Source organism: Parafrankia sp. EUN1f, assembly GCF_000177675.1.
Taxonomy (GTDB): Bacteria; Actinomycetota; Actinomycetes; order Frankiales; family Frankiaceae; genus Parafrankia.
In genome coordinates this window covers 1-25,340 of the sequence record NZ_ADGX01000126.1, presented here as the reverse complement: position 1 = coordinate 25,340, position 25,340 = coordinate 1, and the positions used below count along the sequence as shown (strand labels likewise).

22 protein-coding genes and 1 tRNA gene are annotated in these 25,340 nt (G+C 72.3%); 3 read left to right on the top strand and 20 right to left on the bottom strand.

All coding sequences use genetic code 11. The features are described from left to right. The 9 genes from FREUN1FDRAFT_RS28575 to nadD form a co-directional block, all read right to left on the bottom strand. On the bottom strand, window positions 1-764 hold a 764-nt coding region (locus FREUN1FDRAFT_RS28575; RefSeq protein ID WP_006543776.1), incomplete at its 3' end, for an FAD:protein FMN transferase. Between the two features lie 55 nt (window positions 765-819). Beyond that, a complete protein-coding gene (locus tag FREUN1FDRAFT_RS28570) occupies window positions 820-1,437 on the bottom strand; it encodes an FMN-binding protein (protein WP_006543775.1) in 618 nt (205 codons plus the stop codon). Then, window positions 1,434-2,882: a ferric reductase-like transmembrane domain-containing protein gene (locus tag FREUN1FDRAFT_RS28565; RefSeq protein ID WP_157475510.1), complete on the bottom strand. Its 1,449-nt coding sequence runs from the start codon at window positions 2,880-2,882 to the stop codon at window positions 1,434-1,436. Before FREUN1FDRAFT_RS28565 ends, FREUN1FDRAFT_RS28570 begins: the two co-directional genes overlap by 4 nt. Window positions 2,883-2,987: 105 nt before the next feature. Further along, a complete protein-coding gene (locus tag FREUN1FDRAFT_RS46875; protein WP_232295461.1) occupies window positions 2,988-3,110 on the bottom strand; it encodes an amidase in 123 nt (40 codons plus the stop codon). A gap of 65 nt (window positions 3,111-3,175) precedes the next feature. Next, on the bottom strand, window positions 3,176-3,352 hold the full coding sequence (locus FREUN1FDRAFT_RS44335) for a hypothetical protein (protein ID WP_006543772.1): 177 nt from the start codon (window positions 3,350-3,352) through the stop codon (window positions 3,176-3,178). A gap of 155 nt (window positions 3,353-3,507) precedes the next feature. After that, a tRNA-Ala gene (locus FREUN1FDRAFT_RS28560) sits at window positions 3,508-3,581 on the bottom strand. Between the two features lie 52 nt (window positions 3,582-3,633). Further along, the gene (locus FREUN1FDRAFT_RS28555; RefSeq protein ID WP_006543771.1) at window positions 3,634-4,383 is read right to left on the bottom strand and encodes a histidine phosphatase family protein; all 750 of its coding nucleotides are present in this window, start codon (window positions 4,381-4,383) and stop codon (window positions 3,634-3,636) included. Continuing rightward, window positions 4,380-4,769 (bottom strand): ribosome silencing factor, encoded by a 390-nt coding sequence (rsfS, locus tag FREUN1FDRAFT_RS28550; RefSeq protein WP_006543770.1) that lies wholly within the window; start codon window positions 4,767-4,769, stop codon window positions 4,380-4,382. The genes FREUN1FDRAFT_RS28555 and rsfS overlap by 4 nt, the downstream gene beginning before the upstream one ends. 127 nt (window positions 4,770-4,896) lie before the next feature. Next, on the bottom strand, window positions 4,897-5,541 hold the full coding sequence (gene nadD, locus FREUN1FDRAFT_RS28545) for a nicotinate-nucleotide adenylyltransferase (protein WP_050796073.1): 645 nt from the start codon (window positions 5,539-5,541) through the stop codon (window positions 4,897-4,899). 199 nt (window positions 5,542-5,740) lie between these two features. On the opposite strand from nadD, the gene FREUN1FDRAFT_RS28540 reads away from it, so the two are divergent. Together FREUN1FDRAFT_RS28540 and pgm are read left to right on the top strand one after the other, a co-directional pair. Next, entirely contained in the window at window positions 5,741-6,532 is a 792-nt protein-coding gene (locus tag FREUN1FDRAFT_RS28540; RefSeq protein WP_006543768.1) for an SDR family oxidoreductase, read from the top strand. Between the two features lie 113 nt (window positions 6,533-6,645). After that, a complete protein-coding gene (pgm, locus tag FREUN1FDRAFT_RS28535) occupies window positions 6,646-8,301 on the top strand; it encodes a phosphoglucomutase (alpha-D-glucose-1,6-bisphosphate-dependent) (protein WP_006543767.1) in 1,656 nt (551 codons plus the stop codon). A 65-nt stretch (window positions 8,302-8,366) separates the two neighbouring features. Here the strand turns inward: pgm and FREUN1FDRAFT_RS28530 are convergent, their stop codons facing one another. From FREUN1FDRAFT_RS28530 to rplU, 8 genes are all read right to left on the bottom strand, one after another. After that, entirely contained in the window at window positions 8,367-9,740 is a 1,374-nt protein-coding gene (locus FREUN1FDRAFT_RS28530; protein WP_232295460.1) for a DUF4349 domain-containing protein, read from the bottom strand. Between the two features lie 328 nt (window positions 9,741-10,068). Then, window positions 10,069-11,496, bottom strand: coding sequence for a VWA domain-containing protein (locus tag FREUN1FDRAFT_RS28525; protein ID WP_006543765.1), 1,428 nt, complete (start codon window positions 11,494-11,496; stop codon window positions 10,069-10,071). A 55-nt stretch (window positions 11,497-11,551) separates the two neighbouring features. After that, complete coding sequence (locus FREUN1FDRAFT_RS28520; RefSeq protein WP_006543764.1) at window positions 11,552-12,502, bottom strand: MoxR family ATPase; 951 nt, start codon at window positions 12,500-12,502, stop codon at window positions 11,552-11,554. Window positions 12,503-12,702: 200 nt separating this feature from the next. Beyond that, complete coding sequence (locus FREUN1FDRAFT_RS28515; RefSeq protein WP_006543763.1) at window positions 12,703-13,959, bottom strand: glutamate-5-semialdehyde dehydrogenase; 1,257 nt, start codon at window positions 13,957-13,959, stop codon at window positions 12,703-12,705. 244 nt (window positions 13,960-14,203) lie between these two features. Further along, window positions 14,204-15,328 carry a glutamate 5-kinase gene (gene proB / locus FREUN1FDRAFT_RS28510; protein WP_035954112.1) on the bottom strand — a complete coding sequence of 375 codons (1,125 nt, stop codon included), beginning with the start codon at window positions 15,326-15,328 and terminating at the stop codon, window positions 14,204-14,206. 10 nt (window positions 15,329-15,338) lie between these two features. After that, window positions 15,339-16,991: a GTPase ObgE gene (obgE, locus tag FREUN1FDRAFT_RS28505; protein ID WP_006543761.1), complete on the bottom strand. Its 1,653-nt coding sequence runs from the start codon at window positions 16,989-16,991 to the stop codon at window positions 15,339-15,341. A 140-nt stretch (window positions 16,992-17,131) separates the two neighbouring features. Further along, window positions 17,132-17,422: a 50S ribosomal protein L27 gene (gene rpmA / locus FREUN1FDRAFT_RS28500; RefSeq protein WP_006543760.1), complete on the bottom strand. Its 291-nt coding sequence runs from the start codon at window positions 17,420-17,422 to the stop codon at window positions 17,132-17,134. Window positions 17,423-17,426: 4 nt separating this feature from the next. Beyond that, window positions 17,427-17,744: a 50S ribosomal protein L21 gene (gene rplU / locus FREUN1FDRAFT_RS28495; RefSeq protein WP_006543759.1), complete on the bottom strand. Its 318-nt coding sequence runs from the start codon at window positions 17,742-17,744 to the stop codon at window positions 17,427-17,429. Between the two features lie 615 nt (window positions 17,745-18,359). On the opposite strand from rplU, the gene FREUN1FDRAFT_RS28490 reads away from it, so the two are divergent. After that, window positions 18,360-19,022, top strand: coding sequence for a hypothetical protein (locus FREUN1FDRAFT_RS28490; protein WP_035954106.1), 663 nt, complete (start codon window positions 18,360-18,362; stop codon window positions 19,020-19,022). A gap of 167 nt (window positions 19,023-19,189) precedes the next feature. On the opposite strand, the gene FREUN1FDRAFT_RS28485 is transcribed toward FREUN1FDRAFT_RS28490, so the two are convergent. From FREUN1FDRAFT_RS28485 to FREUN1FDRAFT_RS28475, 3 genes are all read right to left on the bottom strand, one after another. Then, window positions 19,190-22,366, bottom strand: coding sequence for a ribonuclease E/G (locus FREUN1FDRAFT_RS28485; protein ID WP_006543757.1), 3,177 nt, complete (start codon window positions 22,364-22,366; stop codon window positions 19,190-19,192). Between the two features lie 914 nt (window positions 22,367-23,280). Beyond that, complete coding sequence (locus tag FREUN1FDRAFT_RS28480; protein WP_035954098.1) at window positions 23,281-24,042, bottom strand: TIGR03936 family radical SAM-associated protein; 762 nt, start codon at window positions 24,040-24,042, stop codon at window positions 23,281-23,283. After that, a partial coding sequence (locus FREUN1FDRAFT_RS28475; protein ID WP_006543755.1) for a radical SAM protein occupies window positions 24,026-25,340 on the bottom strand: 1,315 nt, incomplete at its 5' end. The genes FREUN1FDRAFT_RS28480 and FREUN1FDRAFT_RS28475, both read right to left, overlap by 17 nt.

The following is a 25,340-nucleotide window of genomic DNA, read 5'->3' as shown; positions in this document are numbered from 1 at the left end:
TCCGGCACCGCCCGCGGGCCCTGGCCGGCGGCCACCGCGACAGCCCCCGGGAAGCCGCCGCTGCGGCGGATCGCGCCTGTGCGGCTGACCAGCAGCCACGCCCAGCCCTCCGGCTCCAGCTCGGCCAGGAAGTCCACCGCCCGCGGACCTGCCGCCACGGCCGCGGTCGCGTAGCCGTCGGCGAGCGCCAGGTCCGGCCCCACCACCGTGGCCGAGGCCAGATCACTGGCTGGCACCCCGGTGGCGGGGCAGACGATGTGGGCGCCCCGCTCGGCGGTTCCGGATGTCGCGACCGCGACCTCGGCTGCCTCGACCACCGCCACGAGACGGCCCGCGGCGAGGGGATCAGCGACCCCGACCCGCCACGGCCGCTGGTCCGTGGCCCGGACCCGAACATCCCCGGCGGCGTTGACACAGTGGTCGACAGCGCCCGCCGCGGTCAGCACCGCCGAGGCCGCATCCGCCGCCCATCCCTTCACCAGGCCCGTCGGGTCGAGGGTGCCGTCGCCCCGCCAGGCCGGGTCGAAGCTGCCCGCCGAGCGTCGTCGACAGAGCTCGGCGAGGCGCAGGACGTCCCGCAGCTGGCCGGGGCAGTCCGCGAGCTCGATCTCATGGCGTCGCAGGCGGGAGACCCACGAGTCGGGGCGGTAGGTGCTGAAGTCCGCGTCGGCCCGGTGCAGGCATGCGACAGCGCTGTCGATCGCCGCGTCCAGCACCTCCGACGGCAGTTCGGTACGCACGGCGATGCTCACCACCGTGCCCATCACCGGCTCGACCCGCCTGCCGCCAGGGTGGCGCGCCCCCGCGGCCTCCCGTGGGCTAGCCACCGATACCGGCCTGGTCCAGCGCCGACTGGACGGAACGCAGGTAGCCCACGCTGGTGTAGGTCGCTCCGGAAACGGTGTCGACCGCGGCGCTCTGGGCGTCGAGGACCTCCTGGCGCAGGATCGGGACCGCCTCGGCGTTGATCCGCCGGTCCCGCCCGTTCTGGTCGGGCAGGGCCAGCGCGACGACGTCCATGATCTGCCCGTTCCGCAGGTCGACCCGCACCTGCACAGGGCCGAAGCGGGTGTCGATCGAATCGCCGGTGACAGCTGTCACCGGCGTGTCCGCGGTGCCGGTACCGGAACCGGCCGAGCTGTCCGACTCCCCCGTTGCCGAGGAACCGCTCCCCCCGCCCCCGTCCGCTCCCGCGGATCCGGTCGAGCCCGCGGCGGCCGAGCCGGTGGACCCGGCCGAGCCCGCGGCGGCGGTCGAGCCGGGCATGGTCGCGATCGCCGCCGACGGGGCCGTCGAGGCGCCCGTCACCGCCTTGGCGCCGACCACCAGCACAACCGCCCCGAACAGCGCGGCGAGCCCGAGGCGCCCGCCGAGCCAGTGGACGGAGGCCCGCGCCCGGCTGTGGTCCGTTCCGGTGGCCGTCCTGGTGGTGGTCATCGGAGGCTGAACTCCTCGTGATGGATGCGGACGGCGGGAACGCCGAGCTGGCGCAGTGCGTGCGACAACGAGGTGATCAGGCCCGGCGGACCGCACACGAAGACCTCTCGCCGCGCGACGTCCGGCACCGCCGCTGCCAGGAAGCGCGGCTCGAGCGGGTCGTAGCCCAGCTCGCGGCGGCTGCCGACCACCCGGTGGAAGGTCAGCCGCCCGGCCGCCGCGAGCGCGTTCAGCTCCCCGGCGAGCGCGAGGTCCCCCTCGCGGCGGACCCGGTAGATCACCTCGACGTCGGTGCCGCGCCAGGCCAGTTCCTCGGCGAGGGCGCGGATCGGCCCGATTCCGCTGCCGGCACCCACCAGCAGGACTCCGGGGGTCGTGACCTGATCGGCGGTGAAGTGGCCGAACGGCCCCTCCGCCAGCACCGGGGTGCCGGGCCGCAGCCGGGCGAGGGCGCCCGAATGGTCCCCGGCGTCCTTCACCGTGATGCGCAGCCGGTGCGGCGACGGCGGCGCGGACACCGAGTAGGCGTGCGCGGTGAGCCAGTGGCCCGGGGTGAGGAACCTCCAGAGCAGGAACTGCCCCGCTGCCACACCGAGGCGGTCGAGATCCCGGCCACCGATCTCGACCGAGACGACGCCCGGCGCTTCAGGCACGACTCGCTCGACCACCATCCGATGCCGGGCGAAGCCCAGCAGTGGCCAGCCCAGCCGCCAGACGACCAGGCAGGTCGCGACCACCGTGTAGAGCGCGATCCACAACGCCCGGTTGAGTGGCCGGCCGACGAAGTCAGGGCCGGTCGCGATCTGGTGGAAGAACGCCAGCCCGACGGCCAGGTATGCGGTCAGATGCAGCAGGTACCAGGCCTCGTAGGACATCCTGGCGCGGGCCGTCCGCCCGCTGGCCACCCCGACCGCGACGAGCCCGACGGTGCCGATCGTCGCCTTCCACATGTCCGGGTAGGTCATGACCACCGAGACGAGCTCCGACAGCGGCTGATGATGCTCGACGAGCCCGAGTCCCCACACGGTCAGCAGGACATGCCCGACCACGAGCAGGACAACGTTCGTCCCGAGTGTGCGGTGCCAGGCCGCCAGCCGGTCGAAGCCGACGGCCCGTTCCAGCGCGGGTACCCGAGCCATCAGCAGGAGTTGCGCGAGAACCAGATAGGCGGCGAGGAGCCCCGACACGTCCCCCATGGCGGTGAGGACGTCACCGGCGCCGGCGACATCACCCGCCGCGGTGTCGAACCACCACATGCCGAGCACCGCGACCCCGCCGAGAACCAGCCCGAGCCGAACAGCACCGGAGGCGGCCGACCGGTGCCCACCCGCCAGCCACCCGGAGGCTCGCAGCGAACCGCGCGGGCTTCCCGCGGGCGGCACTCCCCCGCCGTCGACCGCGGGAACAGCGGGGCCGGACCTGGCGGACGGATGCGTCGTGGGCATGCGTCCACCGTGCATGCCGATCCTGGGAGATCCCTGGGAGATCCCTGAGAGCTTCCCGAGAAGGCGCCGAGGTTCCGCGGCCGACGCGCTTCGATCCCGGGAGGATCACATGGGCCAGGCAGGGCGGGGCAGAGCGGCCTCCAGCGCGGCCGCGAGCGCGAACGGCGCGGCGTCGTCATAGCTCGGCCCGACGACCTGCATGCCCAACGGCATCCCGCTCGGGTTCACCGCGCGGGCACCGCGCGAGCAGGAAAAGGCCGGCTGATGCCGCTGAGGCGTCATCGGCATCAGGCTCAGAAACAGGCGGGAAGCTCGACCCTGGCAAAGGCCGCCACAGCACGCATGGAAATCAGATCGGTAGTAGCACCGATCGGCCCGCCGACGAACGGCACCATCATGCCGAGGTTGAAAACTCGCAACACGACCGACAAAAGGCCGCCGCACAGGAGAAAAAGAAAAATCCCCAACACCCATGTTCCAACCAGACTTCAGAAGCGACTGGGCGGGGGTGTCGGGGGCAAAGCCCCTAACTCGGGGGTTCCAGGGGGTCGCCCCCTGGGCCAACATAACGCGGGAGCCCGGGAGCATTCCCCGAAGGGAATGCGAACACGCGAACCCGATCGCGTGGAGCTGAGGGGATTCGAACCCCTGACCCTCACACTGCCAGTGTGATGCGCTACCAGACTGCGCCACAGCCCCATATTCAGTTCGTACTGCTCACATCTTACACGACCGTTTTCTGTACCCGCTCTCAGCCATTTGCCGGCTGCGTCTGCGAGTGTACAGGTTCCGTGTCGCTTTCCGTCGGCCCCTCCTGCGTCGGCAGAAGCGCCTCGGCTGGTGGGAGAGGACCTGCGCTCCCCGTCCCGACGCTGACGACCATATCAGGCGCCGCGGCACCTGTGGCGAGGGGCCCGCTGTTGTGTTCCGCCAGCCGGAAGCCACCGTGCTCCCGCCGGAGCATGGACCAGCGGCAGTTGCGCAGCGGGCCGAACACCCACCAGTTCTGCGGGGGGACGCCCAGCGCCTTCCCGATGAGGGCGCGGGCCGTCCCGCCGTGCAACACGAAGACGACAAGCCCGGAGGGGTCGACCGGCAGGTCCTCGGCGAGGACCTCGTCGAGGACCGCGAAGGCCCGTTCCGCGACCTCCACGTACGTCTCGCCACCACCGCGGCGGATGTCCTCGCCACGGCGCCAAGCAGCATCCTCGGCGGGGAACCGTGCGGCGGCCTCGGGCCCGGTCAGGCCGGACCAGGCCCCGAGGTCGATCTCCCGCAGCCGGGCGTCGGCCTGCACGGGCAGCCCGATGCTCGCGGCGGTCTCCTGGCAGCGGATCAGATCCGAGGAGATCACCAGCTCGGGGCGCAGCGCCCTGATCACCGGGCCGACCGCCGCGGCCTGACGGCGCCCCGTCTCGTCCAGGGGCGGGTTCGCATGCCCCTGGAAGCGCCCCTCGTCGTTCCAGGACGTCCTGCCGTGCCGCCAGAGAAGCAGCCTCACCGCGGTTCCGCCGCACCGACGCCGACGGCGGCGTCGGTGAACGGGATGACCGGGCAGTCCTTCCACAGCCGCTCCAGGCCGTAGTACTCGCGCTCCTCGGCCCGCTGTACGTGCACGACGATGTCGGCGAAGTCGAGCAGGACCCACCGGCCGTCCCGCTCGCCCTCGCGGCGCAGCGGCTTCGCGCCGAGCGCCCGCAGCTTCTCCTCGATCTCGTCCACGATCGCCTTCACCTGACGCTCGTTGTCGGCCGATGCGATGACGAAGCAGTCGGTGATCGCGAGCCGCTCACTGACATCCAGAACGAGAATGTCCTGGCCGATCTTGTCGGCGGCGGTCTGGGCTGCGGCGAGAGCGAGCTCCACGGCTCGCGGCGAGGCGGTCACGCTTGTTGGTCTCCAAAAGGTCCGAACTGGTCACGCACGCCGATGGACGCACCGGCCACCCACCGGTCGAGTGGCCACGTCCAGCGTGACACAGCTTTGCGGGAATCGGCGACCATGTTTGTGGTCATCAGGCCGAATGTTCCGTCCCATCGGGCCGCCCGGCGCCCTCGGGCACCGGGGGCGGGACCGGCCGGGGGCCGTACAGCCCCCGTTTCGCGATGTAGCGGACGACCCCGTCCGGCGTCAGGTACCAGATCGGTGCCGCGCGAGCGACCCGCTGGCGGATGTCGGACGAGGAGATCGCCAGCGCCGGAACCTCCAGGAGGCTGACCGACTCGTCGGGCAGGCTGGCGTGGCGACGCAGGTCGTAGCCCGGCCGGGTCACACCGACGAAGTGGGCGAGCCCGAAGAGCTCGGTGTGGTCACGCCACGTGAAGATCTGCGCGAGCGCGTCCGCGCCGGTGATGAAGAACAGCTCGGCGTCGGGTTGGGTCCGGCGCAGGTGGCGCAGGGTGTCGATGGTGTAGGTCGGGCCGCTGCGCTCGATGTCGATGCGACTGACGGTGAACTGGGGGTTCTCCGCCGTCGCGAGGAAGGTCATCAGGTACCTGTCCTCGGCGGCCGAGACCTCCCGGTCGGCCTTCTGCCAGGGGCGGCCGCTCGGGACGAAGACGACCTCGTCCAGGTCGAACAACGCCGCGACCTCACTCGCGGCGACCAGATGCCCGTTGTGCACTGGATCGAACGTCCCGCCCATCACACCCAGTCGCACGTGGGGACATTAACCCCACGCAAAGTCCACGTGCCTCCTTCTCACCTCCGCCCGCAGGATGTCCTTCGTCACTCGACCTAGTAAGTTGGATTTTCCAACCTAGAATTCGGCCGTGGACCACCGGCTCGGATGCCACCCCGGCACAGCCCCGAAACAGCCCACGGAGAGCCCACACATCCACGCAAGGACGGAGAACGCCATGGCGCCCATCGAGGGGTCGGTCACACTGGTCACCGGCGCCAACAGAGGCCTCGGCCGCAGGTTCGTCGAGGAGCTGCTCGCGAGGGGCGCGGCGAAGGTCTACGCCGCGGCGCGCAACCCCGACTCGATCACGACACCCGGTGTCGTCCCGATCAGGCTCGACGTCACCGACCCCGACCAGATCGCCGCCGCCGCCGATGCCACCGGGGACGTCGACATCCTGATCAACAACGCCGGCAGCTCGACCGGCGCGTCGGTGCTGACCGGAGAGCTCGAGGACATCCGGCTGGAGATGGAGACCCACTACTTCGGGCCGCTGCGCCTGGTACGCGCCTTCGCGCCACAGCTGTCACGCGAACGGCCGGACCGTGCCGGCGGGGGCGACGCGCACGGCCCGCACGGCCCGCACGGAGCCGTTCTCAACGTTCTGTCGGCGCTGTCCTGGCTGGCGATGCCGACGAGTGGGGCGTACTGCGCGGCGAAGGCGGCGGCCTGGTCGCTGACCAACTCCCAGCGGGTCGAGCTGGCCGGCGCCGGGGTCACCGTCACCGCGCTGCACGTCGGCTTCATGGACACCGACATGACGCGGCGGATCGACGCGCCCAAGGTGGATCCCGCGGCCGTCGCCGCGCTCGCGCTCGACGCCGTCGCCGCCGGCGCACCCGAGGTCCTGGCGGACGCGCCGAGTGTCCAGGTGCGGGCGGCCCTGGCGGGCGGGCTCGGCGCGCTGTACCCGGGCCTCGCCGAGCACTACGGCAACCTCGAGGCGATGCTTCCCCGCACGGACTGATCCCGGTCGGGGCACGGGCTGGATCCGGGCGGGGCGAACCTGGCCGGGTGCGGCACCGACGGAGCTGCATCTAGGCTGACCGGGGAGCCGATCACATCCCATGGAGCCCGCCCATGCCGAACAGCCCGCGCGCGGGGCAGCCCGCCGCTCCCGACGAGCTCATCGACCCGGGCGCGCTGCTCGCCGCCTACCACGACGTCCACCCCGACCCGGCCGACCCGGCCCAGCGGGTCTCCTTCGGGACGTCCGGCCATCGCGGCAGCGCCCTGCGCGCCTCGTTCAACGAAGACCACATCCTGGCCACCACCCAGGCGATCTGTGAGTACCGCGCGGCCGCCGGGACCCATGGCCCGCTGTTCATCGGGGTGGACACGCATGCCCTGTCCGCGCCGGCGCTCGCGAGCGCGCTGGAGGTGCTCGTCGCCCGCGGGGTGGACGTCCGCGTCGCCCCCGCGGGCGAGGCCACCCCGACACCGGTGATCTCGCACGCGATCCTCGCCCACAACGGGCGAGGCGCCGCGGGATCGGGCCGGCCGGCCGGGTTGGCTGACGGCATCGTCGTCACCCCGTCGCACAACCCGCCGGCCGACGGCGGGTTCAAGTACAACCCACCACACGGCGGCCCGGCCGACACCGCCGCCACGAGCGCGATCCAGAACCGGGCGAACGAGCTGCTCGAAGCGGGCCTCGCCGGGGTGGCGCGGGTGCCCCACCAGCAGGCACTGGCCGCCGCGACCGTGCATGACTTCGTCGGCGCCTATGTGGCGGACCTGCCGGACGTCGTCGACCTCGACGCGATCCGCGCGGCGGGGGTCCGTATCGGAGTCGACCCGCTGGGCGGCGCGAGCGTCCGGTACTGGCAGGAGATCGCCGACCGGCACAAGCTGGACATCGAGGTGGTCAACACCTCGGTCGACCCGACGTTCGGCTTCATGACGCTGGACTGGGACGGCAAGATCCGGATGGACCCGTCGTCGCCCTACGCGATGGCGTCGCTGCTGCGGCTGGCCGGGTCGTTCGACGTGGCGCTGGCGAACGACGCCGACGCCGACCGGCACGGCATCGTCACCCCCGGCGCCGGCCTGCTCAACCCGAACCACTACCTCGCCGCGGCGATCGCCTACCTGTTCGCGCACCGCCCGGGCTGGCCCGACGGCGCCGCCGTCGGCAAGACGCTGGTGAGCTCCGGGATGATCGACCGAGTCGCCGCCGACGTCGATCGCCGCCTGTACGAGGTTCCGGTGGGCTTCAAGTGGTTCGTCGACGGGCTCCTCGACGGCTCGCTCGGTTTCGGCGGCGAGGAGAGTGCCGGAGCGTCCTTCCTGCGCCGTTCCGGCGGGGTGTGGACGACGGACAAGGACGGCATCATCGCCTGCCTGCTCGCCGCCGAGATGACCGCGGTCACCGGGCGGGACCCGGGCCGGCTCTACGCCGACCTGACGGAGCGCTTCGGCTCGCCCGCGTACCGCCGGGTCGACGCGCCGGCCAGCCCGGCCCAGAAGAAGATCCTCTCCGCACTCACCCCGGAGGCTCTCGGCGCCACGACGCTTGCGGGCGGCGCCGTGACCGCGGCGATGTCGTCGGCACCGGGCAACGGTGCCGCGATCGGCGGCGTGAAGGTGGCGACGGCGGACGCCTGGTTCGCCGCCCGCCCGTCCGGCACCGAGGACGTCTACAAGATCTACGCCGAGAGCTTCGTCGGCACCGAGCACCTCACCGCCGTGCTCGCGGAGGCCCAGACCATCGTGGACGCCGCGCTGGCCGGGTAGATGCCCCGGCCAGCCTTCCCGGGTTGACCTCACCGCCGCACCGGTACTCGACCGTGGCGGTGAGGTCAGGACGCGCCGGTCCCCGGCTCGTTCGGAGAAGCCGGCGCGGCGGGCGGAACCGGCGCGGCGGCTGGGCCAGGGGCCGCGGCTGGGCCTGCGGCTGGCATCGGAGCGGGAGCCGGCGCAGGCACAGGCACTGGGCCTGCGGTCGGCACCGGGGCCGTTGTGCCGCCGCGGCCTCGCCGACGCACGATCCGGACCAGCCGGACGCCCAGGTAGGCGAAACCTGCGAGCAGGGCGATCAGCGCCAGCGGGCCGATCAGCGCGATGATCGCCTCGATGCCGTTGACGAAGCGGTCCCATGACCGCCGGACGGCGTCCCCCAGACCGGACGGGTCGTCCTCGGGCGCGGGACTGATCTCGCCGGCCCCGTCCTCAGCGATCCGGACGGTCAGGGTGGCGAGATCGCTCGCGTCGGCGAGGACCATCCGCTGGCCCTCGATCTGCTCGATCTCGACCTGCACCCGGTCGATCGCCTGCTGAACCGACAGGGTCTCCCCCACCGTCGTCGCCTTGGCGAGCAGGGCCAGGTAGGCGTCGCGGGACGCCTCGAGAGCCCGCTTGCGCGCCTGGAGGTCGACGTACTCTCCCGTGACATCCCGCGCGGAGGTCGTGGACGACGTCACGGTGCCGAGCCCACCCAGACCGGAGCGCAGCTTGTCGAACGACGCGGTGGGCACCCGCAGCGTCACGGTCGCGCTCTGGCGACTGTCGTCGGTCGTCGACGGCGTTCCGTTGGTCTCGCTGGACTCGACGTAGCCGTCGAGGTCGTTCGCCCGCGTCGACAGCGCCTCGACTGCTTCCTCCACCCTGCCCGCCGGCACCGACAGCTCCGTCCTGCCGTCGCGGACGATGCGCGGCTCGGCTCCGGCCGGCCGTGCCGGCTCACCGCTGGAACCCGTCGACCCGTCCGAGCCGGTCGAGGCCTGGCCCGGCGCGACGACGCCGCTGCGCACGGCACTCTGCGACGCCGCCGAGTCGGCGAGGACCTCCCCCGATGCGTCTGGGGCAGACCCGGAGGCGGAGCCCGCGGCGCCCGGTGCGCCGCTGCCGGCAGCGAGTGTCGGCGCCGGTGCGACCGCGGGTTCGGCCGCCGCTCCGGTCGAGGCCACGGGCAGGGCCAGCTCGGCGGACGAGCCGTCATCCAGCGCGTCGGCGAGGGTACCCAGCCCGGCGCCGGCGACGAGGGCCACGGCCAGGATCATGAACCCGAGGAGAACCTTCCCGCGACGGCGCGAGGGAGCTGCTCCTGTCGGATTCTCCGCTTCCGCCGGGCCGGTCGGGCCGGTCGGGCCGGTCGGACTGACCGGTTCACCTGAACCCGTCGGCTCGGTCACGCCGGTCACGCCGGTCACGCCGGTCGGACCAGTCCTGCTCATCGTGGTCGCCATGGCGGCACCCCTCCGTCTGGCCTGCCAGGTCACCGCGCGGTCCTGCCACGCGGCGGTCCTGGTTCGGCGGACGCGGACCGCGTCGCCGTCGGAGGGGTTTGACGCGGCCGGGCGGCGATCGGTTCACCCACAATCGGACGAATCTCGCCGCCTGGCGCTCCTGAAGTGACATATGGGACACAGGAGTCGCTTGACAGTCCGCAAGAAGTGCGGATTCCGGTTGCCGCGACAGCCAAAATCCGCGCTTCTTGCCCGGAAGCAGCGGGTGGGCGGGGAACTGCCGAGTCGCTGCGCTCGGCGCCCGGCCGGGCCCGGATCAGGTCGGCAGCAGGCGTTCGATGAAGTGCTGGAGCTGCTCGACGTTGCGGCACTCGACCATCTCGTCGACGAAGTCCGCGTAGGCCCCGGTGGCCGAGTCGCCGGACCCCCAGTAGCTGCGCGGCTCCGGGTTCAGCCAGTAGGAGTGGCGGGCCTGCCCGCACAGCCGGCGGAAGACCGCGGCCGAGGTCGCACGGTAGTTGTTGCGTGCGTCCCCGAGGATGAGCAGGGACGTCCGCGGGCCCACGGCGTCCGGGTACTTCTCGGCGAACACGTCGATGGCGTGGCCGTAGTCACTGTGGCCGTCGAACCAGACCAGATCGGCCTCACTGGCGATACGAGCCATCATGTCGCCCAGGTCGAGACCGCGCAGGAACCGGGTGACCTCGTCGGTCGTGTCGATGAACGCGAAGGCGCGGACCTTGGAGAACTGCTCCCGCAGCGCGTGGGTGAGCATGAGCGTGAAGTGTGCGAAGGAGGCCACCGATCCGGACACGTCGCACAGCACGACCAGTTCCGGCTTGTGCGGCTTGTGCGGCCGGTGCTTCGTCTCCAGCGGCACGCCGCCGGTGGCCAGCGAGGCCCGCACCGTGCGGCGGAAGTCCAGCCGCCCGGTGCGGCCGAGCCGGCGCTTGGCGGTCAGCCTGGTCGCGAGGCGCCGGGCCAGCGGATACACCTGGCGACGCAGCTCCACCAGGTCACGCTGCGAGGCGCGCAGGAAGTCGACCTGGTCCGCGAGCGGCTTGACGGCGGAACGCTCGACCGCCTCGATCCCGCGCTCCTCCGCCATCCGCCGCCGCACCTCGGAGGAGATCATGTCCTCGAAGGCCTTGATCCGGTCGGAGATGGTCTGGCGGGCGATCCGCTCGCCGAGCCCACCGCGTTCCTCCTCCCCGAGCATCGCGGCGAGCAGGTCGGCGATGAGCGTCTCCGGCGACATCGCGCGCAACACCCGGTAGATGAAGTAGCTGCGCTGGCCGGGGCCGTTCTGCGCGGCACCGAAGGCGGTGACCGAGCGGCGGGCCAGGTCGCGCAGCCTGTCGTCGTCCCCATCGAGCAGTGCGTCCCGCAGCTGGTCGCGCATGGCGCGGCGAAGGGCCTCCAGCTCCTGCGGGGTCAGCTCGGGCGCCGGACCGTTCGCCCCGTCGGCCGACTGCCCGGAGCCGGACGTCTCGCCGGAGTCGCCGAGCGCGACACCGTCACCGATCCGCGGCGGGAAGTACAGGTCGAACAGTGAGTCGAAGGCGTTGCGGTACAGCGGGCGCTTGCACATGGTGGCGGCGAACGCGGCCCGCACCGCCTCCCGGTCGGCCCATCCGACGGCGCCGACCGCCCGCACGGCGTCGACCGTCTCGGCGCTGCTCACCGGGACGTTCGCGCGGCGCAGGGCGGCGGTGAACGCCACGGTGCGGTCGAGCAGGTTCATCGGGACCTCCCGGTCCGGGGCCGGCCGCCCGCTGTGTGTCGGCGCCGAGCCTGATTCAGTTGGCGCCGAGCTTGAGCTGGCTGATGGCGCGAGCCTGGTCGCTGGCGTGCTTGAGGACCACACCGAGAGTCGAGGTGACGGCGGCGTCGTCCATGGTGTCGAAACCCAGCGCGAGGACCGTCTGGCCCCAGTCGATGGTCTCCGCGATCGACGGCGCCTTCTTCAGCTCCATCGCCCGCAGCGAGCGCACGATCCGCACCAGGGACTCGGCCATCCGCTCACCGAGCTCCGGCACCCGGGACAGGACGATCTCCTTCTCCCGGGCGGCCGACGGGTAGTCGAGGTTCAGGTAGAGGCAGCGGCGCTTGAGCGCCTCCGACAGCTCACGGGTCGCGTTCGAGGTGAGGATGACGAACGGCCGCCGGGTCGCCTTCAGGGTCCCCAGCTCCGGGATCGTCACCTGGAAGTCGGACAGCACCTCCAGCAGCAGGCCCTCGACCTCCACGTCAGCCTTGTCCGTCTCGTCGATGAGCAGGACCGTGGGCTCGCTGCGCCGGATCGCGGTGAGCAGCGGGCGGGAGAGCAGGAACTCCTCGCTGAAGATGTCGTCGTGGGTCTCGCGCCAGGTGGCGAGACCGGCCGACTCCCCCGCGGCCCGGTCGGCCCCGGCAGCGCCGGCGACCCCCGCCACGGCCTCGGGCGCCAGACTGGCGCCGGCCTGGATGCGCAGCAGCTGCTTCTTGTAGTTCCACTCGTAGAGCGCCCGAGCCTCGTCGAGGCCCTCGTAGCACTGCAGCCTGATCAGCTCGGCACCGACGGCGGTGGTCAGCGCCTTGGCCAGCTCGGTCTTGCCGACACCGGCCGGCCCTTCGACCAGGAGCGGCTTACCCAGCCGGTCGGCGAGGAAGACCGTGGTGGCGATCGCCTCGTCGGCGAGATAACCCGTCTCCCGGAGCCGCTCCTGCACATCCGCGACATCAGCGAACGCGTATCCCTGCGACGACATGGCCACCTTCCGGTCCCGGTGCCTGGTAGTACCCACTGTCCATAGTGCCAGTGGTTGGCACCACATGACGGATTGACGACGGATGACGGCCTTGCGGAATTCTCCTGACCGCACCCTCGGGCCACCATCCCACCGTCTTCCGCACCCCCCGTCACCTGCGGAAACGTTCCGGTCACCGAGGCGGAACGGGCCCGGACCGCCTACACGAGATGACCGTCCCCGATGCCGATCCAGGTCGTCGAGGTGAGCTCGGGAAGCCCCATCGGCCCGCGCGCGTGCAGTTTCTGGGTGGAAATACCGATCTCCGCGCCCATCCCGAATCGCTCGCCGTCGGTGAAACGGGTCGAGGCGTTCACCATCACCGCGGCGCTGTCGCAGCCCGCGATGAAGCGGCGGCTCGCCGCCAGCGACCGGGTGATGATCGCCTCGGTGTGACCGCTGCTCCACCGCCGGATGTGGTCGACCGCCTCGTCGAGGGAGCTGACCACACCGACCGCCAGATCCAGCGAGAGGTACTCGGTCGCCCAGTCCTCGTCGGTGGCCGGCACCGCCGACGGGTCCACCGCACGCACGGTCTCGTCGCCGTGCACGGTGACCCCCGCCTCGCGCAGCGCGGCCAGCACCCGCGGCAGGAACTCCGCGGCGATGCCCGCGTGGACGAGCAGCGTCTCGGCCGAGTTGCACACCGAGACCTTCTGGGTCTTCGCGTTGAGCGTGACGGCCAGCGCCGTGTCCAGGTCGGCGTCGACATCCACGTAGACGTGGCAGTTGCCGACCCCGGTCTCGATCACGGGGATCGTCGACTCCTCGACGACCGTGCGGATCAGGCCGGCACCGCCCCGCGGGATGAGCACGTCCACCAGCCCGCGCAGCCGCATCAGATGCTTCACGGACTCGTGGTCGGCACCCGGGACCAGCTGGACCGCGTCGGCGGGGAGCCCGGTGGCCACCGCGGCCTCGCGCAGGACGTCCACCAGGACCCGGTTGGAGTGCAGCGCGGAGGCGCTGCCGCGCAGCAGAGCCGCGTTGCCGCTCTTGAGGCACAGCCCCGCCGCGTCGACCGTGACGTTGGGCCGCGCCTCGTAGATGATCCCGACGACGCCGAGGGGGACCCTGACCTGCCGCAGCTCCAGCCCGTTGGCGAGCACCCGGCCGCGGATGACCTCACCGACGGGATCGTCGAGCGAAGCCACCTGTCGCAGCCCGTCGGCCATCGCCTCGATCCGCGCCGGTGTCAGCGTGAGCCGGTCCACCAGCGCGTCGGACGTCCCGGCCGCCCGTGCGGCGGCGACGTCCACGGCGTTCGCGGCGAGGATCTCGGTCTGGCGTTCGAGGAGCGCACCGGCCATGGCGAGCAGGGCGGCGTCCTTGGCCGCCCGCGGGAGCGGCGCGAGCGCGCTGGCAGCCTGCCGGGCTCGCACCGCACTGGCTCGGACGTCCTCCGCCGAGGTGTTCATGACCGCATTCCTTCCAGGAAGTCCGCGACATCCGACGCCGACGCCGACCCGGGCCCGGCGTCATCGGCGGCGTCGGCGTCGCCGACGCGGCCGCACGCCGTCGACGACGAGGCTACCGGCGTCCGGTGCCCAAGGACCCCGGACCCGCATAACCAGTTGGTCAGGGGGTGGGCCGGACCTCGGCCGGCGGCGATCCAGGTGATCAACGACAGGTGACCAGCCGCAGGCGATCAGCGACAGATGGTCAGCGGCGGGCGAGCAGCAGCACGAGGTCGTCACGGTGGACGACCTCACGCTCATAGGACGGCCCACGCTCGGCGGCCAGCTCCATCGTCGAGCGGCCGAGCATGCCCGGCAGTTCGGTCGAGTCGAACTCGACGAGGCCCCGCGCGACCGGACGCCCCAGCGGATCCACCAGGTCGACCGGGTCACCCGCGGAGAAGTCGCCCTCGACCCGGGTCACCCCCGCGGGCAGCAGCGAGGCCTGCCGGTCCACGACCGCGGCCACGGCACCGTCATCCAGGTACAGCCGCCCTTCCGGGGCGGTCGCGTACGCGAGCCACTGCAGGCGCGACGCCCGCCGCGGGCCGGTCGGGTGGAAGACCGTCCCGACCTCCTCGCCGGCCAGTGCCTCGGCCGCGAGCGCCGCCGAGGTCACGATGGTGGTGACACCACCCGACGCCGCCATCCGAGCCGCGTCGATCTTGGTTGCCATACCGCCGACCCCGACGCCGGCCGTGCCCGTGCCCTGCGCGGTCAGCCCGTCGAGATCGGCGTCCGACCAGACCTCGCGCACCATGGCCGCCGGGCCCAGCCGCGGGTTCGACTCGTACACGCCGTCGACGTCGGAGAGCAGGACCAGCACGTCCGCGGACACCAGGTGGGCGACGATCGCGGCCAGCCGGTCGTTGTCGCCGAACCGGATCTCCTGGGTGGCGACCGCGTCGTTCTCGTTCACGATCGGCACCACGCCCAGGGCCAGCAGCCGATCCAGGGTGGTGCGGGCGTTGCGGTAGTGCGTGCGGCGGATCACGTCGGTCGCGGTGAGCAGGACCTGGCCGACCCGGTAGCCGGCCCGGCCGAACGCTCCCGCGTAGCAGTGCACGAGCGAGCTCTGGCCCACGCTCGCCGCGGCCTGCAGGGTGGCGAGGTCCCGGGGCCGCCGGGAGAGCCCCAGCGGGGCGAGCCCGGCGGCGATCGCCCCCGAGGACACCAGGACGAGACCGCCCTCCGGACCCGCCCGGCCGACGACCGCCGACACGAGGGATTCCACCCGGGCGACGTCCAGGCCTCCGGCGGCGGTGGTCAGCGACGACGATCCGACCTTGACGACGATCCGGGAGGCGTCGGTGACGAAGGCGCGAGGCATCATCCGGCCCCTAGCCACGCTCGGGGTCGTCGTCGAAGCCATCGAGGCTGTCGAAGCCGTCGGCCTCATCGAAACCGTCGGCCGCGTCGAAACCGTCAGTCTCGTCGAAACCCTCAGCCCCGTCCCGGCGGGCCGCCCGCTCCGCCCTGGTCAGCCGCTTCGACGTCCGAAGCCGCAGGTCAGTGCCCCGAGGACCGAGCTGGACGTCGGGCACCGCACCGGCACGCAGCCCGGAACGGCCACCACCCGGGATGCCGCCGGAACCACCGACGGTCGCGACGGTCGGCGCGGCGACCGGCTCGACGAGCCCGTAGCCGTCTGCGCTCCCACCGCTTCCGCCGCCCGCGCCCTCGAGCAGCAGGGCCTCGCGCCCGGACAGGGTCGGCTCCCAGTCGAAGGTCACATCGCCGATGGTGACCTCGACCCCCGGGACGGCGCCGCAGCGGGCCAGCTCCTTCTCCACCCCGAGCCGGGCGAGCCGGTCCGCGAGGTAGCCGATCGCCTCCTCGTTCGTGAAGTCGGTCTGGCGCACCCAGCGCAGCGGCTTCGGTCCCCCGACGACGAAGCCGTCGCCCACCGCACGCACCGTGAAGTCGGGTTCGTCCACCGCCCGCGGGTGCAGGACCACCCGGGCGGAGCTGCGGCTGGGCGCCGCGGCGCGCAGGCTCGCGACGAGCTCCGCGAGGGCGAGCGACAGGGCCCGCACACCGTGCCGGCTCGCCGTGCTCACCGCGAAGACGGTCAGCCCGCGGGCCTGCAGGTCCGGCGTGACGAGTTCGGCGAGGTCGGCGGCGTCCGGCACGTCCACCTTGTTCAGGACGACGAGCCGGGGGCGGTCGGACAGGTCGGTGGTGTAGGCGGCGAGCTCCGCCTCGATGATGTCGAGGTCGGTCAGCGGATCACGGCCCGGTTCGAGCGTGGCGCAGTCGAGAACATGAACGATCAACGAGCAGCGCTCGATGTGGCGGAGGAACTCCAGCCCCAGCCCACGGCCCTGGCTCGCGCCCGGGATCAGCCCGGGGACGTCCGCGACGGTGTAGGGCGGGTGGTCGCCGGCCTGGACGACACCCAGGTTCGGCACCAGGGTGGTGAACGGGTACTCGGCGATCTTGGGTCGGGCGGCGCTGAGGACCGAGACCAGCGAGGACTTCCCCGCGCTCGGGAAGCCGACCAGCGCGACGTCCGCGACGCTCTTGAGCTCCAGGACGGCGTCGAGCTGCTCGCCGGGCTCACCCAGCTCGGCGAAGCCAGGCGCCTTGCGCCGGGCCGACGCCAGGGACGCGTTCCCGCGCCCACCGCGCCCACCGCGCGCGAGAACGTAGCTGCTGCCCGGACCGACCAGGTCGATGAGCTCCTCGCCGTCCGGCGAGATCACCACCGTGCCGTCCGGGACCGCCAGCACCAGGTCGCCGCCGTCCGCGCCGTGCCGGTTCGAGCCCTGGCCCGGGCGGCCCCCACCCGCCTTCTGATGGGGATGGAAGTGGAAGTCGAGCAGGGTGGTCACCCCGTGATCCACCCGGAGCACCACATCACCGCCGCGGCCCCCGTTGCCCCCGTCCGGGCCGCCGAGCGGCTTGAACTTCTCGCGGTGGATCGAGCAGCAGCCGTGGCCACCGTCACCCGCTGCGGCGTGCAGAACAACCCGGTCAACAAACGTCGCCATGGTCGGCCATCTCCCTGCTCCCCGCCCGGGCGCGGGACCACACGAGAACGCCGCGCGTACCACCTCCGGTTCGGCGGTGGTACGCGCGGCGCCCCGTGAACAACTACATCTCAGACAACTACTGCGGCCGTGCCGTCAGGTCAGGCGCTGACCGCGACCTTCTGCTCGGCCTGCTCGCCCTGGACCGCGACGATGCTGATGACCCGCCGGCCACGCTTGCGGCCGAACTCGACATAGCCGGGAGCGAGCGCGAACAGCGTGTCGTCCTTGCCGCGACCAACCAGGTCACCGGGGTGGAAGTGGGTGCCCCGCTGGCGGATGATGATCTCACCGGCCTTGACGAGCTGCCCACCGAAACGCTTGACGCCCAGCCGCTGCGCGTTCGAGTCACGGCCGTTGCGCGAGGAGCTCGCGCCCTTCTTATGCGCCATCTCGTCAGGCCTTCCCCGTCTCGATCCCGGTCACCTTCAGGCGCGTGTACTTCTGGCGATGGCCCTGGCGCTTGTGGTAACCGGTCTTGTTCTTGAACTTGTGGATCCGAATCTTCGGACCCTTGACGACTTCGACGACCTCGGCCGTGACCGCGACGGACGCAAGCGCGTCAGCGTCGTGGGTGACCGACTCACCGTCGACCAGGAGCACCGCCGGAAGCTTCACGGCCGCGCCTGGCTCACCGGAGAGGAGCTCGACGTCGACGACATCGCCGACGGCGACCCTGTGCTGCTTGCCGCCGCTGGCAACGACCGCGTACACCAGTTCTCCCTGCTGTTGGATCCCGCATGGACCGCTCTGGCGGCCCGCCACGTCTGCTCACGTGCCCGGCGCCTGTGTCAGACCACCATGCCACCCAGCCTGCCAGGCCTCTGAAGCACTCGAAGTGCCCAGAACATCCCGGAGCCGGGGACCATGCTGGCCGCGCGACATCGAACCCGACAGGCTCCGAACCTGACTGGGCCTTGCAGCCCGACAAGCTTGGGAGCCCGACAAGGGGGCGATATCGCGAGCACGCGCCTGTCCCGTGTCCGTCCACCTTACAGGTCATCCGCGCGGGGGTGAGAAAGGCCCGCGCCCGGGGGCCCGATTTCACCCGACCGACCGCTGGACAGGACCCCCGGATCCCCGAACAGGACCCCCACCCGGCCACCGAAAGCAACCACCGAACGACAGGAGGACACGGGAAGACACAGGCAGAGCTGGGCATGGGCGATAGACAGCCGCTGAATAGGCCATCCCGACCATGACTCGGACGGGCCATGGCCGCACGCCGTGGGCACGGCGAACATGTGGGGTCCCCCGCAGCGGCACTTCTGCCGCGGCGCGGTCCACGGCCGCCGTGCGAACCCCACGGCCAACCAGAAGGAAGAAGACGTGACCTGGCAGCACGTGACGTGGGCGGCGAGCGTGGCCACCGTCACGGCGCTCCTGGCCGTCTGTGGCTTCCTGCTCACAGCGACTTCCGGCCGCCGCGCCGAGGCGGGCACCGGCGCTGCCGCGGCCGGCACGCCTGCCGCGGCCATCGGCGTGCTGTCCATCGTGGTCGCGCTGGTCACCGCGGAGCTGGTCTTCAACGACCTGATCGATCCCCCGGCCTGGGCCAAGGCGGTGTGGGCGCTGCTGACAGCCACGGCGGCCGGCTGGCTCGCGGTGCACGGGCGCGGGCTGGCCAGGCCCGCCATCGCCAGCACCGAGCCGGCCACGACCGCACCGGCCGTCCCGGCCATCCCAACTGGCCCAACCAGCCCAACTGGCCCGCCTGACCCGGCTGTCTCGGCTGTCTCGGCCCCGGGGGCTCCGGCTGGTGAAGGGCGCCCACTCGATCCGCTGTCCGCTCAGGACGATCTGGTGCAGACCCTGGTGGTCGCCTCCTACGCGCTGCAGATGGGTGACGAGCCCCGCGCACGTCAGGCGCTGGACGGCGCACTACGACGGTCCCGCGCGACCCTGGACGAACTGATGCGCCAGCGCGGCTGCCACGGCTTCGTCCGGGCCACGCCCGCGGCCGTCGGTCGGGACCTGTCGCCGCTGTCCTGACTCCGCGGCGGGCACTCAGCCAGCCGAGATCGTGACCGCTCGCCCCGGTGGCCGTGCCCCCCGAAGGCCCGCGGTGCACCAGGGCACGGAAGCCCTGCAAGGAAAAAGGAAAGAAGCGGCTGGGCGTGTTCCGCGCGGACACGCGGGAACACGCCCAGCCGCTCTGGTCAGCTTCCGGCCGCCTCAGACGGCTGGAGGGTCTCGGCCGGCTTCGACACCGGCCGGGAGGCCCGGCGCCGCCTGGTGCGTGCCGGCTTCTCCGCGCCCGGCGAGACGCTCGCCCCGTTGGCCGCGTGCAGAACGCTGTCCGGATCGTCGGTGTTGGCGAAGACGGTGCTCTCCCGCTCGCCGGATCCGGTGAGCACCACCGGGCCGCTCGACGCGCCGACCGCAGCCAGCTCGTCGAGGCCTTCGGCCGCTGGCACCGCTTCCGGCCGCACGGTCTCGTGCCCCGGCACGGAGCCCTGGTCGGCACCACCGGCACCGCCACCGTGCGCGCCGTCGGGTGACGCCGGCTGCGCCGCCGGGACCGCGGACGACGTCGCCGTCTCCACGCGGCCGTCAGGCGATGCCGGCACCGCGGCGGTGCCGGCCGCGACCAGGGCCGGGCTGCCACTCTTCGCCGCCTGCCTGCCCCGACGCCCGGCCGGAGCGCTCGCCTGCGCGGGCGGTGCGGGCACCTGCTGGGGTCCCGCGTGCGCGTGGGCACCGTCCAGGTGAATCGTCACGCCGCGCCCGCTGCAGTGCGCGCAGGGCTCGCTGTATGCCTCCAGCAGGCCCTGCCCCACCCGCTTGCGCGTCATCTGCACCAGCCCCAGGCTGGTCACCTCGGCGACCTGGTGGCGGGTCCGGTCCCGGCCCAGGCATTCGGTGAGCCGCCGCAGCACCAGTTCGCGGTTGCTCTCCAGCACCATGTCGATGAAGTCGATGACGATGATGCCGCCGATGTCGCGCAGCCGCAGCTGCCGGACGATCTCCTCCGCGGCTTCCAGGTTGTTCTTGGTGACCGTCTCCTCGAGATTCCCGCCCTTACCGGTGAACTTCCCGGTGTTGACGTCGATGACGGTCATCGCCTCGGTGCGGTCGATCACCAGTGAGCCACCTGAGGGCAGCCAGACCTTGCGGTCCAGCGCCTTCGCGAGCTGCTCGTCCACCCGGTACTCGGCGAAGACGTCGCCGGTGCCGACATAGCGGCGGACCCGGTCCCGCAGGTCGGGAGCGACCGTGTCGACGTACTCCTCGACCGTCGCCGCCTCGGTCGAACCCTGGACGATCAGCTCGGTGAAGTCCTCGTTGAAGACGTCCCGGATGACCCGGACCACGAGGTCGGGCTCCCCGTAGAGCAGCGATGGCGCGCTCGCCTTCTGCGCCTTGCGCTGGATGTCCTCCCACTGCGCGACCAGCCGCTCGACATCGCGCTCCAGCTCGGCCTCGCTCGCGCCCTCCGCCGCGGTGCGGACGATCACTCCACCGTTCTCCGGGGTGATCTTCTTGAGGATGCTCTTGAGCCTGGCCCGCTCGGTGTCCGGCAGCTTGCGGCTGATGCCCGCGTTCTGGCCGTCCGGCACGTACACCAGGTAACGGCCGGGCAGGCTGACCTGGCTCGTCAGCCGGGCGCCCTTGTGCCCGATCGGGTCCTTCGAAACCTGGACCAGGACCGACTGGCCGGACTTCAGCACCTGCTCGATCTTGCGCGGACGCCCGTCGAGGCCGGAGGCGTCGTAGTTGACCTCACCCGCGTACAGGACGGCGTTGCGGCCCTTGCCGATGTCGACGAAGGCCGCCTCCATGCTGGCCAGCACGTTCTGGACCCGGCCCAGGTAGACGTTGCCCGCGTACGAGGTCGAGCTCGCCCGCGTCACGAAGTGCTCGACCAGGACGCCGTCCTCGAGCACCGCGATCTGGGTGCGGTCGCCGTGGTGCCGGACGACCATCCGCCGCTCGACCGACTCACGCCGGGCGAGGAACTCCGCCTCGGTGACGATGGGCGCACGGCGACGGCCGCTGTCCCGGCCTTCCCGCCTACGCTGGCGCTTCGCCTCCAGCCGAGTCGAACCGCTCACCCCGCGGACGAGGTCGTCGTCCTTACGGGTCTCACGGACATGGACCACAGTGTTCGGCGGGTCGTCCGCCATCGGTGCGGCCTCACCGATTCCGGACCGCCGCCGCCGACGGCGCCGCCGGCGGGAGCCGCCGGCCTGCTCGTCGTCGGAGCCGTCGTCGGAGCCGTCGTCAGCGGAGTCGTCCGCGCCGTCCTCGACGGTGTACGCGGTGTCCTCGTCCGCGTCCTCGTCGGCGCCGTGCTCCGCCTCCGCGTCCGCGGCGCCCGAGCCGTCGTACGACCCGCGCGTCCCGGTACGCCGGGAGCGGCGACGGCCAGGCGTGACCTCGTGCTCCTCCGCCTCCGCGTGCTCCCGGTCCTGCTCGTCCGGTTCGCCGCCGTCGTCCTCGGAGGTCTCGCCGAGCTCGTCCTCGCCTCGGGCCCGCCCGCGACCGCGGCGGCCACGGCGACGGCGACGGGTTCCACCGAGACCGGTGTCGTCGGCGTCCGACTCCAGGTCCGTGTCGGCGGACACGAAGGCATCGTGCTCGAACGCGTCCTGCTCGTCCTCCAGAGCCGCGTCGGTGGCGGTGAGCTCATCGAGGTCGGTGAGCTCCTCGGTGGCCACATCATCGGGCGCGGAATCGTCCTGCGCCGCGATCGCGCCACCGTCGCCGGCCCGGCCCGGGCCGGTCGCGGGTGCCTCGCCGCTCGTGGGCTCACCGCGGCCTCGGCGGCGCGTCCACTCGTCGAGCGCGGCCACCTCGGGCTGCTGGAACATGATCATGGCAACCGGTCGGCGTGCCGGTGGCTTGGCTGCCGCGGCGGGGATCTCGGCCTCGGCGCCGCTGGTCCAGGTCGGGGTGACCGGCCGCGAACGCCGACGCGCCGGACGCTGGGCCGCCTCCCCTGCCGCGGCCGGAGCGGCTGGACTCGCGGTGGCCGGAGGGGCGGTCGTGTCACCGCTGGCGCTGACCTCGTCGGACCCGGCCTCGTCGGGTCCCGCCTGCGCGGCCGGCCCCGGCTGGACCACCGAAGCGGTCACGGCGTCGGTCACGGCCGGCGCCACGGACTCGTCGGCCGGGCCGCTCTCGCCCGCGGGCACTTCGGCGCTGATCGGCGCGCCGGTACTGACGGGCGCCTCGGTACTGACGGGCGCCTCGCTACCGGCTGTGCCGACAGCGTCGATCGGTGCGGCCGGCTCGGCGACCACGGCATCCGACGCCGCCACCGCGTCGGACTCGCCGCCCGATGTCGCCGACGGACCGCCGGCGCCCAGCTCGGACGGCTGGGCCGGTTCCACCGGCTCGACCTTCGTGGCAGTGCGACGAGCACGGGAACGTCGGGGCTTGGTCGCGGCGGGGGCGACCTCACCGCGCTCCGTAGTGTCAGCAGACGCCTCGGAAGCCGCGGATGCCTCGGGAACCGCGGACGACTCGGAAGCAGCGACAGTCGCAGCGTCGGTGGTCTCGCCGCCGTCGCTGCCCGCTGGCAGCTTGCTCGTGCCCGCTTCGGCAGTGCCCGATGACCGGGCTGCTCGACGGCGGGTCCGGGTCGGCTTCTCGGCCACGGCGACCGGTGCGGCATCAGCGGTCGGACCGGCTTCAATGGCAGCAGTGGAGGAGGCGGACGTGGCGGCCGGGCCGGAAGCCGGAGTGGCAACCGGGGCGGGCCCGGCGGCCTGGTCGGCTGCGGCAGCCGGGTCGGCGGAACCCACCACGGCCTCGCTGACCGCGCGGGACGCCCGCCGCGGCCGGGTGGCCGCGCGTCGCGCCGGCTTGGCTGGCGCCGCCTCCGGCGCCGGGCCTGCGGTGTCCTCGGCTGGCTGGGATGGTGCCGTCGGCGTCACCGTGGAACTGTCGGTCGGAACCGACACCACGGGCTCGGACGGCGAGATGGCCGCAGCGGCCTGGCCGGTAGGCGCCGCTGCGCTGGACTCCCCGGAGCCGGTCGGAGCTGTCTCCGGATCGGCTGCGGGTACGGGCACGGCCGCTTCCGGTGGCGGCCCGGCGGGCCGGCCGGCGGCACGCCGTCGACGTGTCGGCCGCACGGCTGCGGACTCGGACGCGGTCTGCTCTTCGGTGATCTGGTCTTCGGCGGGCACGGGTTATAAAGCCTTTCGGGCTCCCGGGCGCGCTGCGTCAGCAGTCGCGACCGCGCAGAAGCCGCTGTCTCGGTCCGGCGGTTCGCACCGCCGGCAATCCTGCGACACCCTCATCACGCTTCGAGTCGACCTGCCGGCCGGGCAGCCTCATCGCGGTCCGGCGCCAGCGGGTCCGCCAGCGTTCCATCCTCGCGCAATCGGCCCTGTTCGAGCCGTGTCGGCTCGGGTGGCACCGGAACGCTGAGAACAGCGACCGCGGAAAGGGCGGTCAGCACATCGTCGGGTCGAACGGCGGGCGTCGTGTGCCGTACGACCACGTCCAGTATCGCACAGGTGTCGTTCTCTGCACGGCAAACGGCCCAGACCACGGCCCCGCGCACATCAACTTCACGCTTGCCGTCCTTGGTCACCCGCTCGACGACCAGCGATTCCCGCGCCAGGAGCGCAGGAACGGCCACGCCCAGCTCCGCCGGAGCCACCCCGGGTAGCCGAAGCTGCCAGCGTGAGGCGTCGACGCGGTCGGGAAGCGCCCGCCCCTGCGCCTCGACACAACAGACCACATCGAGACCGGGCGGAAGTGCCGCGTCCAGCGCCTCGTGCACCCACCTCGGAGTGACCGGCGCGGAGAAGGCGATCTCGACGTACTCCGCCTCGCTGGCCGCACCGGTGGGCGCGGCACCAACCCAGGAGAGCCGGGGATGGGGGCTGAAGCCTGCGGAGAGCGCGACCGGCAGCCGCGCCCTGCGCAGGCCACGCTCGAAGGCCCGGGCGATGTCGCGATGCGAGAGGAAGCGCAGCCTTCCCCGCTTGGCGAAGCGCACCCGGATGCGTGCCACGACCGGGGGCGGCGGTGGGCCCTCAGGTTGACGAGGCACGGGCCGGCACCATGTTCGAAGGGGAGGCAACCGAAGAGGAGGCAGCCGAAGGCGAGGCAGCCGAAGGGGAGACAGCCGAGGCTGTTGTGGAGGCAGCCGGGGCGGGGGTGCTCGCCACCGAGACCACCGGGAGCAGCGTGCGCCCGGTAGGGCCGATCTCGTTCGCGGTGCCCATCGTCGGGCAGACGCCGCAGTCGTAACAGGGAGTCCACCGGCAGTCGTCGAGCTCCGCCTCACGCTGCGCGTCCTGCCAGTCGGCCCACAGCCAGTCCCGGTCGAGACCGGAGTCGAGATGGTCCCACGGCAGGACCTCGCGCTCGTCGCGCTCCCGGGTGGTGAACCAGTCCAGCGAGACGCCCAGCGGGCCCAGCTCCGCCTCGCACGCGGCCTCCCAGCGCGCGAACGAGAAGTACTCGCTCCATCCGTCGAAGCGGCCACCCTCACGCCACACCCGCTCGATCACCCGACCGACCCGGCGGTCACCGCGGGCCAGCAGGCCCTCGATGATGCCCGGGCGCCCGTCGTGGTAACGGAACCCGATCGCCCGCCCGACCTCACGGTCGGCACGCACGGTGTCCCGCAGCAGCTTGAGGCGGTGGTCGGTCACCTCGTACGAGGCCTGACCGGCCCACTGGAACGGAGTATGCGATTTGGGGACGAATCCCCCGATCGACACGGTGCAGCGGATGTCACGGTGACCGCTGGCCTTCCGGCCCGCCCGGATGACCTCGCGGGCGAGGTCCGCGATCTCCAGCACGTCCTCGTCGGTCTCGGTGGGCAGACCACACATGAAGTACAGCTTCACCTGGCGCCAGCCGTGCGCGTAGGCCGTGCTCACGGTGCGGATGAGGTCCTCGGCGCTGACCATCTTGTTGATGACCTTGCGCAGGCGCTCCGAGCCGCCCTCGGGGGCGAAGGTGAGGCCGCTGCGCCGACCGTTGCGGGAGAACTCGTTGGCCAGCGTCACGTTGAAGGCGTCCACCCGGGTCGAGGGCAGGCTCAGCGACGTGTTCGTGCCCTCGTAGCGGTCGGCCAGTGCCTTGGCGATCTCGCCTATCTCGCTGTGGTCCGCGCTGGACAGTGACAGCAGGCCGACCTCGGAGAAGCCCGAGGCCGCGAGCCCCGCGTCGACCATCGCCCCGACCGTCGCGATGTTGCGCTCCCGAACCGGCCGAGTGATCATGCCCGCCTGACAGAAGCGACATCCACGGGTGCAGCCGCGGAAGATCTCCACGCTCATCCGCTCGTGCACGGACTCCGCGAGCGGCACCAGCGGGGCCTTCGGATACGGCCAGGAG